General features: G+C 67.0%; 13 protein-coding genes and 1 tRNA gene. 8 read left to right on the top strand and 6 right to left on the bottom strand.

Features of this window, described 5'->3' with window-relative positions; translation table 11 throughout:
• Positions 1-20: 20 nt before the first annotated feature.
• Together ACYR7D_RS00500 and ACYR7D_RS00495 are read left to right on the top strand one after the other, a co-directional pair.
• Positions 21-884, top strand: coding sequence for a hypothetical protein (locus tag ACYR7D_RS00500; protein ID WP_459547667.1), 864 nt, complete (start codon positions 21-23; stop codon positions 882-884).
• 81 nt (positions 885-965) lie between these two features.
• Positions 966-2,309, top strand: coding sequence for an ABC1 kinase family protein (locus tag ACYR7D_RS00495; RefSeq protein ID WP_459547666.1), 1,344 nt, complete (start codon positions 966-968; stop codon positions 2,307-2,309).
• Between the two features lie 150 nt (positions 2,310-2,459).
• Here ACYR7D_RS00495 and ACYR7D_RS00490 read toward each other — a convergent pair whose 3' ends face one another.
• Complete coding sequence (locus ACYR7D_RS00490) at positions 2,460-2,741, bottom strand: WhiB family transcriptional regulator (RefSeq protein WP_459549941.1); 282 nt, start codon at positions 2,739-2,741, stop codon at positions 2,460-2,462.
• Positions 2,742-3,404: 663 nt separating this feature from the next.
• Positions 3,405-5,540 (bottom strand): ATP-dependent DNA helicase UvrD2, encoded by a 2,136-nt coding sequence (locus tag ACYR7D_RS00485; RefSeq protein WP_459549940.1) that lies wholly within the window; start codon positions 5,538-5,540, stop codon positions 3,405-3,407.
• A 195-nt stretch (positions 5,541-5,735) separates the two neighbouring features.
• Here ACYR7D_RS00485 and ACYR7D_RS00480 point away from each other — a divergent pair, with 195 nt between their 5' ends.
• Both ACYR7D_RS00480 and ACYR7D_RS00475 read left to right on the top strand, forming a co-directional pair.
• On the top strand, positions 5,736-5,966 hold the full coding sequence (locus tag ACYR7D_RS00480) for a mycoredoxin (protein ID WP_459549939.1): 231 nt from the start codon (positions 5,736-5,738) through the stop codon (positions 5,964-5,966).
• An 81-nt stretch (positions 5,967-6,047) separates the two neighbouring features.
• The gene (locus tag ACYR7D_RS00475) at positions 6,048-7,073 is read left to right on the top strand and encodes a YlbL family protein (protein WP_459547665.1); all 1,026 of its coding nucleotides are present in this window, start codon (positions 6,048-6,050) and stop codon (positions 7,071-7,073) included.
• A gap of 34 nt (positions 7,074-7,107) precedes the next feature.
• On the opposite strand, the gene ACYR7D_RS00470 is transcribed toward ACYR7D_RS00475, so the two are convergent.
• On the bottom strand, positions 7,108-7,701 hold the full coding sequence (locus ACYR7D_RS00470; protein WP_459547664.1) for a PPA1309 family protein: 594 nt from the start codon (positions 7,699-7,701) through the stop codon (positions 7,108-7,110).
• Positions 7,702-7,880: 179 nt separating this feature from the next.
• Here ACYR7D_RS00470 and ACYR7D_RS00465 point away from each other — a divergent pair, with 179 nt between their 5' ends.
• The gene (locus tag ACYR7D_RS00465) at positions 7,881-10,874 is read left to right on the top strand and encodes a UPF0182 family protein (RefSeq protein WP_459547663.1); all 2,994 of its coding nucleotides are present in this window, start codon (positions 7,881-7,883) and stop codon (positions 10,872-10,874) included.
• A 118-nt stretch (positions 10,875-10,992) separates the two neighbouring features.
• On the opposite strand, the gene ACYR7D_RS00460 is transcribed toward ACYR7D_RS00465, so the two are convergent.
• Positions 10,993-11,328: a transglycosylase family protein gene (locus ACYR7D_RS00460; RefSeq protein ID WP_459547662.1), complete on the bottom strand. Its 336-nt coding sequence runs from the start codon at positions 11,326-11,328 to the stop codon at positions 10,993-10,995.
• A gap of 545 nt (positions 11,329-11,873) precedes the next feature.
• Between ACYR7D_RS00460 and ACYR7D_RS00455 the strand changes: the two genes are divergently transcribed.
• Both ACYR7D_RS00455 and ACYR7D_RS00450 read left to right on the top strand, forming a co-directional pair.
• Positions 11,874-11,947, top strand: a tRNA-Met gene (locus ACYR7D_RS00455).
• Between the two features lie 689 nt (positions 11,948-12,636).
• Entirely contained in the window at positions 12,637-13,095 is a 459-nt protein-coding gene (locus ACYR7D_RS00450) for a nitroreductase/quinone reductase family protein (RefSeq protein WP_459547661.1), read from the top strand.
• Positions 13,096-13,134: 39 nt separating this feature from the next.
• On the opposite strand, the gene ACYR7D_RS00445 is transcribed toward ACYR7D_RS00450, so the two are convergent.
• Positions 13,135-13,323 carry a hypothetical protein gene (locus ACYR7D_RS00445; RefSeq protein ID WP_459547660.1) on the bottom strand — a complete coding sequence of 63 codons (189 nt, stop codon included), beginning with the start codon at positions 13,321-13,323 and terminating at the stop codon, positions 13,135-13,137.
• Positions 13,324-13,863: 540 nt separating this feature from the next.
• Here ACYR7D_RS00445 and ACYR7D_RS00440 point away from each other — a divergent pair.
• Positions 13,864-14,592: a TetR/AcrR family transcriptional regulator gene (locus tag ACYR7D_RS00440; RefSeq protein WP_459547659.1), complete on the top strand. Its 729-nt coding sequence runs from the start codon at positions 13,864-13,866 to the stop codon at positions 14,590-14,592.
• Between the two features lie 49 nt (positions 14,593-14,641).
• Here ACYR7D_RS00440 and ACYR7D_RS00435 read toward each other — a convergent pair whose 3' ends face one another.
• Positions 14,642-15,643 (bottom strand): AurF N-oxygenase family protein, encoded by a 1,002-nt coding sequence (locus ACYR7D_RS00435; RefSeq protein WP_459547658.1) that lies wholly within the window; start codon positions 15,641-15,643, stop codon positions 14,642-14,644.
• Positions 15,644-15,677 lie beyond the last annotated feature (34 nt).

Raw genomic sequence — 15,677 nt, 5'->3', positions numbered from 1 at the left:
GTGGGTCGCATACTTCCCCCATGACGACGCTTCGGCCACGCGGGCCCCTGCTGCACCCTCGGGTTCCGATTCTGGTGCGCTCGAACGGCTGGGTCCAGCTGGGCTGGGATCCGGAGACCGCCGTGCTGTGCGCGGCGCCCGGCCTGGAGACCCAGCAGGTACTCGGCTTCCTCCGGCTGCTCGACGGACTGAACAGCCGCCCCCAGATCATCTGGCGAGCGGGCGCGCTGGGGCTCGATCCCACCGCGGCCACGGCCCTGTTCGAATTACTCGAATCCGCCGCTCTGCTCGTTCACCCGCCGCAGCCGGATGGCCGGGTACGGTCGATCCGGGTGCACGGTATCGGCCCGCTTGCCGAGGCGATTACCGCGGGCCTGCGTGAACTCGGTATTCGTGCGCAGCGATCCCGCGATTACCGCGGTGAGCCGGATACGAAGGTTCCAGCCGCGGATCTGGTGGTTCTCACCGATGCCCTGATCCCCGATCCCCGGCTGGTGCGGGATCTGACCCGCTCGGAAACCGCCCATCTGGTGGTCCGGTTGCGTGACGGTAAAGGGCTCGTCGGACCGCTGGTTCTGCCGGGTCGTACCAGTTGTCTGCGATGTGCGGATCTGACCCGTTGTGAACACGATGCGGAATGGCCACGCCTGGCCGCGCAACTGCTCGGCCGGATGGGGCATGCGAGTCCCGCCGGCATCGCGGCGGTGGCGGCGCTGGCGCTGAGTGAGTTGGAGCGCATCATCGCCTGCGAACCCCGATACCGGTTGGAAACCTTGAACGGAGCTCTCGAGCTGGATCTCGATTCTCGCTGTCTGAGCCGTCGCCCGTGGCCGCCGCATGCCGAGTGCGGTTGTCTGGTGCACACCTGCGAAAAGGATTTGTGATCACAGTCACATTCGGAAGGGTGTGGTAATTCTCTTCGGTTTCCGTGGCCTGTTCCCCGTTTCGTCGGCCATTATGGGGGAGTGTCTGAGATCGTGCGCCGGCCCATGTCCCGCAATGCGAAGTTAGCCAAGATTCCGCTCGGTGTAGCGGGTCGTGCCGCGGTTGGTTTCGGTAAGAAGCTCGCGGGCGGCGATCGTAAGGAAATCAATACCGAGTTGAACCAGAAGGCAGCCGAACAGCTGTTCAGCATTCTGGGGGAACTCAAGGGCGGCGCCATGAAGTTCGGTCAGGCGCTGAGTGTGATGGAAGCCGCGGTCCCCGAGGAGTTCGGTGAGCACTACCGTGAGGCGCTCACCAAATTGCAGGCCGCCGCCCCGCCCATGCCCGCCGCCACCGTACACCGGGTACTCGATCAGCAACTCGGCACCGGGTGGCGTCAACGTTTCGAATCGTTCGACGACACCCCCGCCGCGTCGGCGAGTATCGGCCAGGTACACCGGGCGGTGTGGTCGGACGGTCGTCCGGTGGCGGTGAAGGTGCAGTACCCCGGCGCGGACGAGGCGCTGCGTGCCGACCTGCGCACGCTGAACCGGATGACCGGCCTGTTCGCCAAGGTCATTCCCGGCGCCGACGTCAAACCGATGCTCGCCGAGATCACCGAGCGCACCGAGGAGGAACTGGACTACCGCAACGAGGCTGCCAATCAGCGGGCGTTCAGCAAGGCCTACGACGGGCATCCGGAGTTCGTGGTGCCCAAGGTGGTCGCCAGTGCCCCGAAGGTGATCGTCAGCGAATGGCTCGACGGTACACCGGTTTCCGCCGTTATCGCCGCCGGTGCGGCCGATCCCGAGGGCACCCGCGTCCTGCGCAACCGGGTGGCCGCCCTGATGGGCCGGTTCCATTTCTCCGCCCCCGAAACGGTGGGGCTGCTGCACGCCGATCCGCATCCGGGTAACTTCATGATCACCCCCGAGGGGAAGCTGGCGGTTATCGACTACGGCGCCTGCGCGCCGCTGCCGGGCGGTTTCCCGGAGCAGCTGGGCCGGATCCTGGCGCTCGCGGTGGCCGAGGAGTACGGACGGCTCACCGAACTGTTGCATGCCAATGGATGGGTCCTGCCGGGACGTACCATCACCGAACAGGAAATCGAAGAGTACCTGCGTCCGTTCACCGACCCGATCCGCTCCGAATCGTTCCATTTCACCCGGCGCTGGATGCAGCGGGTCGCCGGGAAGGCCACGGATTACTCCGCGCCGGAGATGAAAACCGCCCGGGCGATGATGCTGCCCGCCGAATACGTCATGATCTTCCGGGTTCTCGGCGGATCCATCGGTATCTGTGCCCAGCTCGATGCCGAGGTGCCGTTCATACAATTGGCCGCCACCTGGCTGCCGGGTTTCCGTGAAGAGCGCGACAGCGCCTGAGAAGTATTCCGGCACAACGGGTCGCCGACCGGCTCCGACCGGTGTGCGAATCCCGCCCGAACGCGAACGAGCCGCTCATCGGCGAAGCGATGAGCGGCTCGTTTCCGGTGCCGGGGCGTATCCGCGGGTGGCGTGGATACGCGATCCCCGTCAGACACAGGTGGCGACTTTGCGCGGCCGTCCCCGCGGGCGCTTGCGAGCGATCACGACTCCCTGGTCGAAGATCTCACCGCCCCACACACCCCACGGCTCCCGCCGATCGATGGCCGCGCTCAGGCAGCCCTGCCGGATCGGGCAGGCGGCGCACAGTGCTTTGGCTTCCTCCAACTGAACCGGGCTCTCGGCGAACCACAGATCCGGGTTCCCCGCCCGGCAGGGCAGGGTGGGCAGCCGCTGGTCTCCGGATTCGGTTGCCACGGTGCGACACGCCACGGCAGTAGTGGCCGACGGCCAGCTCTGGGTGGTGGTGACCACGTCGTTCTCCTTCAGCTTGTTGTGCAGCGGTTCGGTGTTCGTTCCGCGAAACCGATGCCTTGTGGGCTGAAGGCCGAAAAAAATTGGCCACGGTTTCGCTGGTGCGACCCGTGGCCAGGGAGTGGGGGCTCGGCCCCTACCTCGGTCGGCTCCGGGGCCGCCTGTTCACGGTCGCGTGGTGTCCTTTGCGAAGGCTTTCCGGTCGCTTATCGGCCGCCGCGGGTGCTGCGGCGGGAGCGATGGCGAAGGAGCCGGCTGCCGCGGGTGCGGCGACCGGCAGCCAGATCGCGAGGGACTGGTCCTGCGATACGACGTTCGACTCATGCGAATAGCGGATGCGCCGCGGCGCTCCCGCACCATCGATGCAGGACAGGCCGGTCCCCTGCAGAGCGAGGAACCCCCGGGAAGCAGCCGACAACCGCGTATTCGGCATTACGGTGACGAAGCCGTAATTCGTGGTGCCGTTCATGTGTCTGCCTCCCTCCTGTACTCGTGATCCGAATTCAACTGTGCGCGTCGATGTACCCTCCCGAGCGCGATTTCCACCTTAAGCAATCTCGCCGGAGTCGACAACCTATTTTCTACCTGCGGTTTCGCGCGATCCACGCGCACTCGCGCCCGTTACCGTCGCGAAAGCGCGGCCCGCCGGGACCTGATGATGGCCAGCACCTCCGCGCCGTACTGCCGCAGTTTGCTCTCGCCCACCCCGAGGGCGGCGAGTCCCGCCTCGTCCTCGGGTAGTTGTTCGGCGATGGCGGTCAGCGTGTTCACGCCGAGAATGCCGCGCGGATCCACCGCCAGTTCCTCGGCTTTCTCCCGCCGCCAATCCTGCAGAGCGCTCAGCAGTTCCAGATCCGGTTGTCCCACACAGTTCTTACACCGGCGCAGCAGCAGGGTTTCCGAATCCAGTAGCGCACGTCCGCAGACGCGGCACACCGGCCGGGGCGTATCGGCGGCCCGCGGCGCGGCGGAGATACGGGAGGCAGGGGAATTCTCCGGTACCAGCCCGGCGAGGAATCGGGAGCGCCGGCGGGGCCGCCGGTCGCCGTCGCCCCGGGACAGCGCCCAGGACAGCCGCAACTGCACCCGCGCCCGGGTCACCCCCACATAGAGCAGCCGGCGTTCTTCCTCCAGTGCGGCCGGATCGGCCACCGAGCCGTCTCCGTTGAGCGCGTACGAAATGGGCAGTGTGCCGTCGGTGAGCCCGACGAGGAACACCGCGTCCCATTCCAGCCCCTTGGCCGCATGCAGCGAGGCCAGGGTCACACCCTGCACGGTGGGCGGATGCCGGGCCTCGGCGCGCGCGGCGAGCTCGCGCAGCAGTCCGCCGAGTTCGAGAGCCGGTTCCTGTGCCAGCAGTTCTTCGGTCAGCCGCACCAGCGCGACCAGTGACTCCCAGCGCTGCCGGGCCTGCGCCCCGGCGGGGGCGGTGGCGGTGAGCCCGAGCCGGGCGAGAGCCGCCCGCACCAGGGTGACCAGGTGCTCGCCCGCGCGGGAGGTATCGGGCAGATCGTCGCGGGCCGCGGTCTTGCGCAGCTCCTGGACCGCCTGACGCACCTCCGGTCGCTGGAAGAATCCCTCACCGCCGCGGACCTGGTAGGCGATATCGTGCTCGGTCAGCGCCTGTTCGTAGGCTTCCGACTGGGCGTTGATCCGGTAGAGCACCGCGATCTCGGCGGCCGGGGTGCCCGCGGCCAGTAGTTCCTCGATCTGCCGTGCCACCGCGGCGGCTTCCTCGGCCAGGTCGCCGTACTCGGCGAAGACCGGTTCCGGTCCGTCGGGCCGCTGCCCGATCAGCTGGAGCCGGGTCCCGGCGATCCGGCCCCGCGCCATGGCGATCACCCGGTTGGCGAGATCGACCACCTGCGGAGTGGACCGGTAGTCGCGTTCCAGCCGCACCACTGTGGCGTCCGGGAACCTGCGGGAGAAATCCAGTAGGTAGGCCGGAGTGGCGCCGGTGAACGAATAGATCGTCTGGTTGGCGTCGCCGACCACCGTGAGATCGTCGCGGTCGCCCAGCCACGCGTCCAGCACCCGCTGTTGGAGCGGGGTGACGTCCTGGTACTCGTCGACCACGAAGCAGCGGTAGCGTTCGCGGAACTCGTCGGCGACCGCCGGATAGTCTTCCAGCGCCGCCGCGGTGTGCAGGAGCAGATCGTCGAAATCGAGCAGCAGACCCTCGGGCGTGGTCTTCAACGTTTCGTAGGCCGCGTAGACCTCACCGACCCGGGCCGCGGCAAAAGGGATATCGCGCTGGTGGGCGGTGGCCGCGGCAGCGTAGTCCTCGGGTGCCACCAGTGACGATTTGGCCCATTCGATCTCGCCGAGGAGATCCTTGACGCTCTCGGTGCCCGACGCGATACCCACGCGGTTCGCGGCCTGGGCGACCAGCGGGAACTTACCCTCGAGAATTCGCCACGGTACCTCGCCGACCACCCGCGGCCAGAAGTACCGCAGCTGCCGCAGCGCGGCGGCGTGGAAGGTGCGAGCCTGCACCGCACCGGCCGCGTCGGCCGCGCCGAGGGAGCGCAACCGCCCGCGCAGTTCCCCCGCCGCGCGGGCGGTGAAAGTGACCGCGAGCACCTGATCGGCACGGACCTGCCCGGCCGCCACCAGATGAGCGATGCGATAGGTGATGGTGCGGGTTTTCCCGGTACCGGCTCCGGCGAGCACACACACCGGCCCGCGCGGGGCGCGGACCGCGGCGGCCTGCTCCGGATCCAGAGCGGAGAGATCGAGTGCGGCCACGCCGTCCATTGTGCACAGGGCTCCGACAGGCATCCGTGCCCCGTCCTCGGCCCGGCCGATCCGAAACCGCCGGACCGGCCCTTCACCAACCAGCTCGGCCCACACCCCGACCCGCCCCGCCGCAGGCGGGGCAAATGAACACGGAACACTTGCCGGGGTAGATGTGTTGCTTCCTGCGTGAGTGATGTGACACCCGATCTGACCATGTACTCCACCACCTGGTGCGGCTACTGCCGGCGGTTGAAGACCCAGCTGAAGGAAGCGGGGATCAGCTATGTGGAGATCGATATCGAAGAGGACCCCGCCTCGGCGGAGTTCGTCGGCAGTGTGAACAACGGGAACCATGTGGTCCCCACGATCGAGTTCGCCGACGGCTCCACCGCGACCAATCCCTCCCTGGCCGAAGTGAAGCAGGTCCTCGCCCGGCTGGCCTGACGTCGTCCCGCCCGGCTGTCGCATGCCACGCGCGCGTGCCCGTCCCGCATTGCGCGGGTCCGGATGGCTAGTGTTGACCGGGTGAATCGTCGGATCATCACGCTCCTGGTCGCCCTGCTTCCGGTCCTGTTACTCGGGGTGGTGGGCAGCGTGTACACCGTGCCCTTCGTCGCGCTCGGTCCCGGCCCCACCTTCGACACGCTGGGCGAAGTCGAGGGGCGCGATGTGGTCGATGTGACGGGCGCCGAGGTGGACAAGACCTCCGGCCATCTCAATATGACGACGGTCGCGGTACGCGACGGCCTGACTCTTTTCGAGGCGCTCGGTTTCTGGGTGAGTGGCCGGCACGGCATCGTCCCCCGCGCGGAGGTGTACCCGCCGGGGGTCTCCCGCGAGGAGGTCGATCGGTCCAACGAGCAGGAGTTCGAGACCTCGGAGAGCAACGCCGAGGTCGCGGCGATGCATCAGTTGAATCTGCCGACCGCGGTGCTGGTGCGTGAGGTCGCCGAAGGAGGGCCTTCCCAGGAGAAGCTCCGTCCCGGCGATCAGATCGTCAGTGTCAACGGGAAGCCGATCTCCACTCCCGAGGATGTGGTGAGCGAGATCTCCGGTCAGGCGCCGGGCGCGGTGGTGACCGTGGTGTACCGGCGTGACGGTGCGGAGCGGACGGACACCGTCACCCTCGGGGCCCGCCCGGACGACGAGAGCAAGGGCTATATGGGCCTGACTCCCACCGAGGCCGCGGCGCCGCCGCTGCGGATCACCTTCAACCTGGCCGATATCGGCGGGCCGTCCGCCGGGTTGATGTTCAGTCTCGCGCTGGTGGAGAAGTTGAGCCCCGGTGACCTGGACGGCGGGAACTTCATCGCCGGGACCGGCAGTATCGATCAGGACGGCAAGGTCGGCGCGATCGGCGGTATCCAGTACAAGATGATGGCCGCGCGGGAAGCGGGCGCCGAAACCTTCCTGGTGCCCGCCGGCAACTGCAACGAGGCGAATCAGCGCGTCCCGGACGGCCTGCGCCTGATCCGGGTGGAGAGCCTGGCGGGTGCGGTTCAGGCGCTCGAGGATCTGGAGGCCGGCCGGGAGGTGCCGAGCTGCGGGTGACCCGGCCGCGCCGGCCCGGGAGCCGCGCCGATGGTTACTCGGCGGCGTCCTCGAGCGTCTGCCGGAGTGCCTCCACCAGGTTCGGGGCGAGATCGGGATAGGTGCGCAATTCCAGTTCCGCGTCGGCCTCCTCATCCGATTCCGGCCGTAATTGCAGCAGACACAAGGTGTTTCCCGAGCGCAGCGCGGCGGCGAAGAGCCGGGCTTCGCGCCGGCCCGGATGGGCTCGGGCGGCGGCCCGGCCGGCCGCGTCCGCGGCCTCGGCATCGGCCAGCAGCGGGGTGAGGGCTTCGTCGAGATCGCTCTCCGCGTCCGGCGGCAGGACGGTGATCTCCTGGACCAGCACACAGCCCGCCACCGCGGGCGGCCAGCTGGTGGTGGCCAGGAATTCGTCGAGCGGCATGATGCCGCCGGCCACTTCGTCGGGCAGCGGGTCCTGAGCGACAGGAGTCAGTTCGTCCGCCGCGTCGACCTGATCGATGAGGGCGGGCTCGGCGGCCACCAGGTCCGCGGTGCGTACCAGCGCGAACATCTGCGGCGCTCTGCCCCAGCCTTCGGCGTCCACGAACTCCGCGACCTCGTGGACGGAACGGGCAAGGACGATTTCGGCATGCAGATCGGCGCTCACTCGACCATCCTCGCATCCGGTGCCACGACACCGCCCCAACCCTGCGGTCGCGAAGATGTCCGTTTTCCGTAGAGTGGGCGCAGAGGGTCCGAGGGACCCGACCGCAACAATTCGGACTGCGGCGCGGCGGCCGGTGGCGCTACCGGGTCGCCCGCCGCCGGACCCTGGAGAGTGGCATCGTGGGCATGCGCCCTTCCGCCGGTTTACCGTCGCTGTCGCGGCGCAGCCGACTGCTGCTGGTGGCGGCGGTGGTGCTGGCCGCACTGCTGTTGGTAGGGCCCCGGCTCGTCGATACCTATACGAACTGGTTGTGGTTCGGAGAGGTGGGTTTCCGCAGCGTCTACCTGACCGTGCTGCTGACCCGGATCGCGGTTTTCCTGGTGGTCGGACTCGTGGTCGGGGCGATCGTCTGGCTGGCGCTGTTGCTGGCGTACCGATCACGGCCGGTGTTCGTCCCCACCTCCGGCGCCGGTGATCCGATCGCCCGGTACCGGACCACGGTCATCGGCAAGCTCAGGCTGTTCGGCCTCGGTATCCCGGCTCTGCTCGGCGTACTGTCCGGTCTGGTGGCCCAGTCGAGCTGGGTGACAGTGCAGTTGTTCCTGCACGGTGGATCGTTCGGGCGTACGGACCCGCAGTTCGGACTCGACGTCGGCTTCTACGCTTTCGATCTGCCGTTCTACCGGATGGTGCTGAACTGGCTGTTCGTCGCGGTGGTGATCGCGTTCTTCGCGAATCTGGTGACGCACTACATCTTCGGGGGCCTGCGCCTGACCGGACGCGAGGGGGTGCTGACCACCCCCGCTCGAATCCAGCTGGCGGTGCTGGCCGGGATCTTCGTGCTGCTCAAGGCGGTCGCGTACTGGTTCGACCGGTACCAGTTGCTGATGAGCAGCCGGAAGGAACCCACTTTCAACGGTGGTTCGTTCACCGATATCAACGCGGTGTTGCCGGCCAAGCTGATCCTGCTGTCCATCGCGATCATCTGCGCGCTGGCCTTCTTCGCCGGAGTCGTGTTGCGCGATCTGCGGGTGCCCGCGATGGCGGCCGCGCTGCTGGTGCTCTCCTCGGTACTGGTCGGTGCGGTGTGGCCGCTGATGGTGGAGCAGTTCTCCGTGCGCCCGAACGCGGCGGAGAAGGAGAGCGAGTACATCGAGCGCAATATCGACGCCACCCGGCACGCGTACGGGATCACCGACGACAAGATCGAATATATCGCCTACAAGGGCGAGAGCAGCAAGAGTCCGGTGGAGGTGCCGGTCGATCACGCCACCATCGCCAATGCCCGGCTGCTGGACCCCAACATCCTGTCGCCGACGTTCACCCAGTTGCGGCAGCTGAAGAATTTCTACGGCTTCCCCGAGGCGCTGGATATCGACCGGTATTCGCTCAACGGCCAGGTGCAGGATTACATCGTCGCGGCCCGCGAGCTGTCCCCGGCCACGCTCAGCGGTAACCAGACCGACTGGATCAACAAGCACACCGTGTACACACACGGCAACGGATTCGTCGCCGCGCCCGCGAACCGGGTCAACCGGCCGCAGTCCGAGGATCCGAACGCCGCGGGCGGTAGCAGCGATTCCGGTTACCCGATCTTCCTGGTCAGCGATCTGTTCACCCCGAAGGACCAGCAGCGGATCAAGGTCGACCAGCCGCGTATCTACTACGGTGAGCTGATTTCGCAGTCCGATCCCGATTACGCCATCGTCGGCTCGCAGGAGGGGCAGTCGCCCCGCGAGTACGATACCGACCAGGCGCGGTTCACCTACGACGGTTCCGGCGGGGTGCCGATCGGCAACTGGTTCAACCGGCTCGCCTTCGCGGCCAAGTACGCCGAACGCAATATCCTGTTCTCCTCGGCGATCGGTAGCGAGTCGAAGATCCTCTACAACCGGTCGCCGCGCGACCGGGTCCAGAAGGTCGCGCCCTGGCTCACCCCGGACGGCAATGCCTATCCCGCGGTCGTGGACGGCCGCATCGTGTGGATCGTGGACGCCTACACCACCCTGGACAGCTACCCCTACGCGCAGACCACCTCGTTGGAGGGTGCGGTCGAGGACAGTATCGATCAGCGCACGGGCCGCCTGCTGCCACGGAAGGAAGTCAGCTACATCCGCAATTCGGTCAAGGCCACCGTCGACGCCTACGACGGCACGGTGAAGTTGTACGAGACCGATCCCAGCGATCCCGTTCTGCAGGCCTGGCGTGGGGTCTTCCCCGACGCGGTGGTGCCGGAGAGCGAGATCAGCCCCGAACTGCGGGAGCATTTCCGCTACCCCGAGGATCTGTTCAAGGTGCAGCGCGAAATGCTCACCAAGTACCACGTCGACGATCCGCGCGAGTTCTTCACCAACAACGCGTTCTGGTCGGTGCCCGCCGATCCGACGGTGGAGGGTGTGACGGCCAGCCAGCCGCCGTACTACGTGCTGTTGGGCGATCCGGAGACCGGTAAGCCGGTGTTCAACCTGACCAGCGCGATGGTCGGGTACAACAGGCAGTTCCTGTCGTCCTATATATCGGTGCGCTCCGATCCGGACGGCTACGGCAAGTTCCGCATTCTGCAACTGCCCACCGATACGCAGACCCAGGGTCCGCAGCAGACGCAGAACACGATGACGACGGCGCCGCAGGTCTCCCAGGAGAAGACGCTGCTGTCGAATTCGAACAAGATCCGATACGGGAATCTGCTCACCCTGCCCGTGGCGGACGGCGGCATCCTCTATGTCGAACCGTTCTACAACGAGCGCAATACCGGTCAGAACACGGCAACCTTCCCTCAGCTGCTGCGGGTGCTGGTGAGTTACCGGGATCAGGCCGGCAGCGTGAAGGTCGGCTACGGATCGACGCTGGCCGACGCGCTGAACCAGGTGCTCCCCGGCGCCGGGGCGCTGGCCACGCCCTCCGGTGGTGATCCGGCCACCCGCCCGAGTCCGGGTACCGCGCCTCCGCAGAGCAGGCCGGAGGAACCGGAGGATCAGGGTACCGCCACGTCCGGCGGTACGGCTCCGCCGGCGGGTTCGGGTTCGGCCGCGCAGGACGCTGCCGCGGCGGAGCTGGATCGTAAGATCCAGGATGTTCGCGACGCGATGCGGACCGGTAACTTCGAGGACTTCGGCCGGGCACTGGACGATCTGGAGAAAGCCGTCAAGGCCTACCAGGACGCCGGGAGATAACGGCCCGGCCGGGGTACCCGGTCCGCCGAGCGATGTGAAGAGGCGCTGTCATCCGACCGGATGACAGCGCCTCTTCGTAAGAGCTGGGGCACCGGCGCTCAGTACGCGCCGGTCGGGATCACAGGTACGAACCGCACACCGGCCAGGCGCCGGGTCCCTGGGTAGCGAGCACGTTCTCCGCGACGCGGATCTGCTCTTCACGGCTGGCGTTGTGGGCCTGGCCGCTGCCGCCGTTGGCCTCCCAGGTGCTCTGGGTGAACTGCAGGCCACCGTAGAAGCCGTTACCCGTGTTGGTGGACCAGTTACCGCCGCTCTCGCACTGGGCGACAGCGTCCCAGTTGCCCGAGTAGGCCGAAGCGGTGGCAGTGGAAAGACCGAAGGGTACGGCAACGAGAGCCCCGGCGATAGCGGTGATGCCGAGGGCGCGGGTGCTGAACTTCCGGGTCTTGGTCATATGCGAATCCCTCCCTGTGCCCACCGGCAGCGCGATACCAGCCGCGTGCCCCTGTCCCCAGGTGATGTGTCGGGGTTTGATCCGAACCGTGGGACAGGGTTGCCGGTGTTCTGCGGTTCGGTCCGGCCCGTCCCGGTCTGGTCGGGGCCTGCGAACGACGGTAACGAAGAAATCTCGTCAGATCACGTATCGATAACTATCAATATGTGTATTGGCGCGGACCGCGAATATATGCAAAGTTCCAGGTCAAATCCGGATTTTCCGCTACCCACACGAACGCTGCGCGACACGGAAATGTGACAGAGGTCACGCGAAATAGGTAATTCGTGTCACGCGAATAGCGCTTCGGAAACGTGGCAATCGCACCGTTAACCTTCTGTGGCTTGCCGTGGAGCTTCTCTCCGGGTCGGCTTCGCGCCGTGCGGCGGACCGTGGGGTGAGCGCCTTGCCGGTGGGGCCGGAGTGGGTGGCTGGCGAGGCCGAACAGTGCCCCGAGCTGGCGATTTGGCAGACCGCGAACCCGTGTGTAATGTTGTATTCACCGACGCGGGGTGGAGCAGCTCGGTAGCTCGCTGGGCTCATAACCCAGAGGTCGCAGGTTCAAATCCTGTCCCCGCTACTACGGGAAGGTCCCGGAGAGATTCTCTCCGGGACCTTCTCTTTTCTCGAGAACAGCTCCCTACTCTTCTGTGGGCGCCACTCATCTGTCCGGCCGCCAGCTCTGTGTGGCCGGCCCGTCCCCGGCATCGGACGTCCTGGGGGTTGCCCCCTCCTGTGTTCTCGTTCACCGGGTTTTCCGGGAGGTTCCGCGAGTACGGGCGCGATGCGCTTCCTCCTGGATCCGGATCCTGTCCTGGCCGGATGATCGGATACGGCCGAGCTCGGCGGCATCCACCGCGGACATTCCGGTGGGCCGACTCGGCGAATAAGATCTTGGCAACTACCTGGCTAACAGCATCTCGATGGCTGTACGCAATGTTGCCGCGCCCGAATATTCTTCGGTATACGGCGTCGGAAAAAAATTGCCCCACCGATGCTTTCGGAGCTCTCATGGCAAGGATCTCGAATTACATCGGTGGGATTCGGTGCGGCCGGCCGGGGTCGCGTAGATGTGTGTCCGGCGGGCCGGGGCGACCCGTACGCGGCGGACGTTTTCGGTGGGGCGTGGCCGTGCGAACGTGGAAGCAGTGCTGCCGGAAGCGGTCTCGGCGCGAGCGGGCGGCGCAGCGCGGGAGGCCGCACCGTTGCACGGCGGCGACCCGAGCTGATTTGCTGGACGGGCTGTCGCGAACCGGAGGATGAGCCGCCATGCCATCGAATTTCACGCTGAAGGCCGTCAATGCCGCCCACCGAGCGCTGCTGTGCCTCAGTTTCGGGCGCTGGGGAACCGAGTACTACGGGATGCCCGCGCTCGAGCTCACCACGAAGGGCCGCCGATCCGGTCGGCCCCGCTCCGTCATGCTCACCGCGCCCGTGGTCGAGGGCGAGGATTACATAGTCGTCGCCTCCCGGGCCGGTGACCCCACCCACCCGGCGTGGTACCTGAACCTCCGGGATGATCCCGCGGTCGAGGTCGCGTTCCGCAACGGCCCCCGCTGGCCGATGACCGCCCGGATCCTCTCGCCCGAGGAGCGGGCGCCGCTGTGGTCGCGGATCACCGCGGACTACCCGGTCTATCGCGGCTACCAGGAACGGACCAGCCGGGAGATCCCGCTGGTCCGGCTCACTCCGGTACGCGGCTGGAACGGGCCCGGATCCGCGCGGTAGGTATCGGCCGCCCGCGTGGCGGCTCCGGTCGTATCGCCGCTATGTCGGCCGCAACCGGGTGAGAGGCGGCGTGACCGGTTCGGCTTCGCCGGCCGGTATCGCCGCCCCTCGGTCGGTCATGATGTCGTGCCACCAGGAATCCAGCCGGCTGGGTTCCGGCCAGATCACGGGTGCGTGCTCGCCGGTCGGTTCCACGTCGTTCTCCTCGGGGCCGGTGTTGTCGGGCATCCTTGCCTCCTGTACGCGTGGTGCGCCGGCGGGTCGCCGCGTGTATTTCACGCTGCTTCGAATAAGCCGTCCCCGAAACCGGTGTCGCCGAGAATTCCGCGACCGAGCAACGTAGTGACAGCAGATCGCCGGACCCGCCCGGTACCAATGTGTCGCAATTCTAGCGTTTTTCGATCCGGCTGCCCATGGATTCGTAATGCACTGTATCGCACGACTCGAAGGGTGTCGGAACGCCCGATATCGCGGTATTGTGGACAAGTCTGTGCGAGAACAGGTTTCGCATCTTCTCGAGCGGATGCGCCGCCGGAAATCGACCGAACGGCCGGTTCGTAAAATTTATCGGATGTATTGCGCGACGTCTCCGCGCGTAACCCGAAATCAACGTTCGTGTAAATGTGCTTTCATTTGCTCGTGCACAATTGCCGGTCCGGGGTGAATTCTCGGTAAGAAAATCGATACGGCCCTGTTCATGGCGGTGTGCGAGCCGGCGGCCATCCGCGGACGGCCGCCCGGCGCGGGGTGCTCGGTACACTGCCAGGCATGTCGGTGGCTTCGCCGCGGTCGCGGATGCCGAGGGCCCGCAATGGCTACGAGGCGCGCTGGGAGCAGCACAACACGGAGCGGCAGCTGCGAATCCTGCGGGCCGCCGTCGAACTGCTGGAGGAGAAGCCGCCGGGGACCGATATCCCGGTGGTCCAGATCGCGGCCCGGGCCGGGGTCGCCAAATCCGTGGTGTACCGGCAGTTCGACGGGCGGGAAGATCTGGATCGGCGCATCCGGTCCTATCTGATCGACGATCTCGCCGAGGTCCTGGACGCGCAACTGGATATCTCCTCCGGCTCGGTACGCGAGATCATCACCCGCACCGTGCGCGCGGTCGCCGACTGGATGGCGGACCACCCCAATCTGACCGCCTTCGCGCGTACCGGTCCGCCGGCCGGTGGGCCGGAGGGCGCGGACGCCATCAGCAGCCTGAAGATCCGGATCACGGCGCGCTCGCGTGAGCTGATCGAGGCCATCGGGCGGATCGTGGGGGTGGACGCGGACGCGCTGGAACCGGTGCCGTTCGCGGTCGTGACCATGGTCGAGGGTGTACTGGCCGCCTGGGTCGCGGAAGCGCGGCCCAGGCGCACCCGCGCCGAAGTGGTGGCGGATCTGGCCGATTACGCCTGGTATGTGCTCGACGGTGCGGCCCGCGCCGTCGGGGTGACGGTGGATCCGGACCGGGAACTCGCGGAGATGGTCGAGCGGCTCACCGATACGCGCTGAGTGTCTCCGGGCCGGGCCGGACATCGTCGGCCGGCCCGGCTGTCCGGGATCAGGCCACGGCAGGCCGTATCCGGCGCTCCGGTTCGCTGCGGTAGCGCGAGCGATCCCCATCGATGCCCAGCGCTCGCCACAGGCGGCGGGTGAGCGGATTCATCAGGCCGAGCTCGTCGGCCAGGGCGCGCATATCGCCGAAATATCCGGACAGGATCCGGCGGGAGTGCGGACTGCGCCAGAACGCCTCCTCGATGACCTCGCGCGGTACCCCGAATCGGCGCGCGAATTCCGGCGGCGGCGCCATGATCTCCCCGGCGAGCCAGCGCAGCGCTAGGGGGAACGAGACCGCGCACAACGCGGTCGAGAGGGGGCCGAGCGCGGCGATATGGGCTCGCAGGAATTCGCCCGCGAAGGAGATGTGCCGGGCTTCCTCGGCGATATGGATCTCCATCGTGCGCCGCACCAGCGGCGGCAATTTCCCGCCCTCGCGGATCATCGCCTTCTGGTAATGGTCGATCGGCTCCTCGCCGCCGAGTATGCCGAGGAACAGGATGACGTGGGCGTAACCGCCGGCCACCCCGATGAACGGGGAGAGCGCCCGGAAGACGGGGCGCATTCCGGGGACGTCGTCCCCGATCCGGTTCACCAGTTCCTGGAACATCTGGATGTGATTGCACTCTTCGGTCATCTCGTGCAGGCAGTAGCGGAACTCCGGTGAGCCGTTGGGCAGTTTCGCGATGTACTGCATCATGCCGCGGATCAGTATCGTTTCGAAGGCCGCGCCCACTTTGACGGCATTGGCGATCCGCCAGCGGCCGATCTCGATCTGCTTCTCGGCGGGGAGTTCGCGATACCACCGGGTGGCGCCGAGCGGATCGTACTCGGGGGAGAGGATCCAGCGTGGATCATCGCGGTCGATGGCGAGCTCGGGCGAATCCCAGTCGATATCGAGATACGGGTCGAAGCGTCGGTGCACCGAGCCCTCCGACAGTGTTTCCAGCGCCTCGCGGTACCGGGTACCCGGCTCGAAAGCCCGCGGCAGAGTCGACGGCGTCATCGGTGCCTCCTCGTACGTGTGGCGTACATCTCTC

Source organism: Nocardia sp. X0981 (genome assembly GCF_977089955.1).
This window is presented reverse-complemented; position numbering and strand designations above follow the sequence as displayed.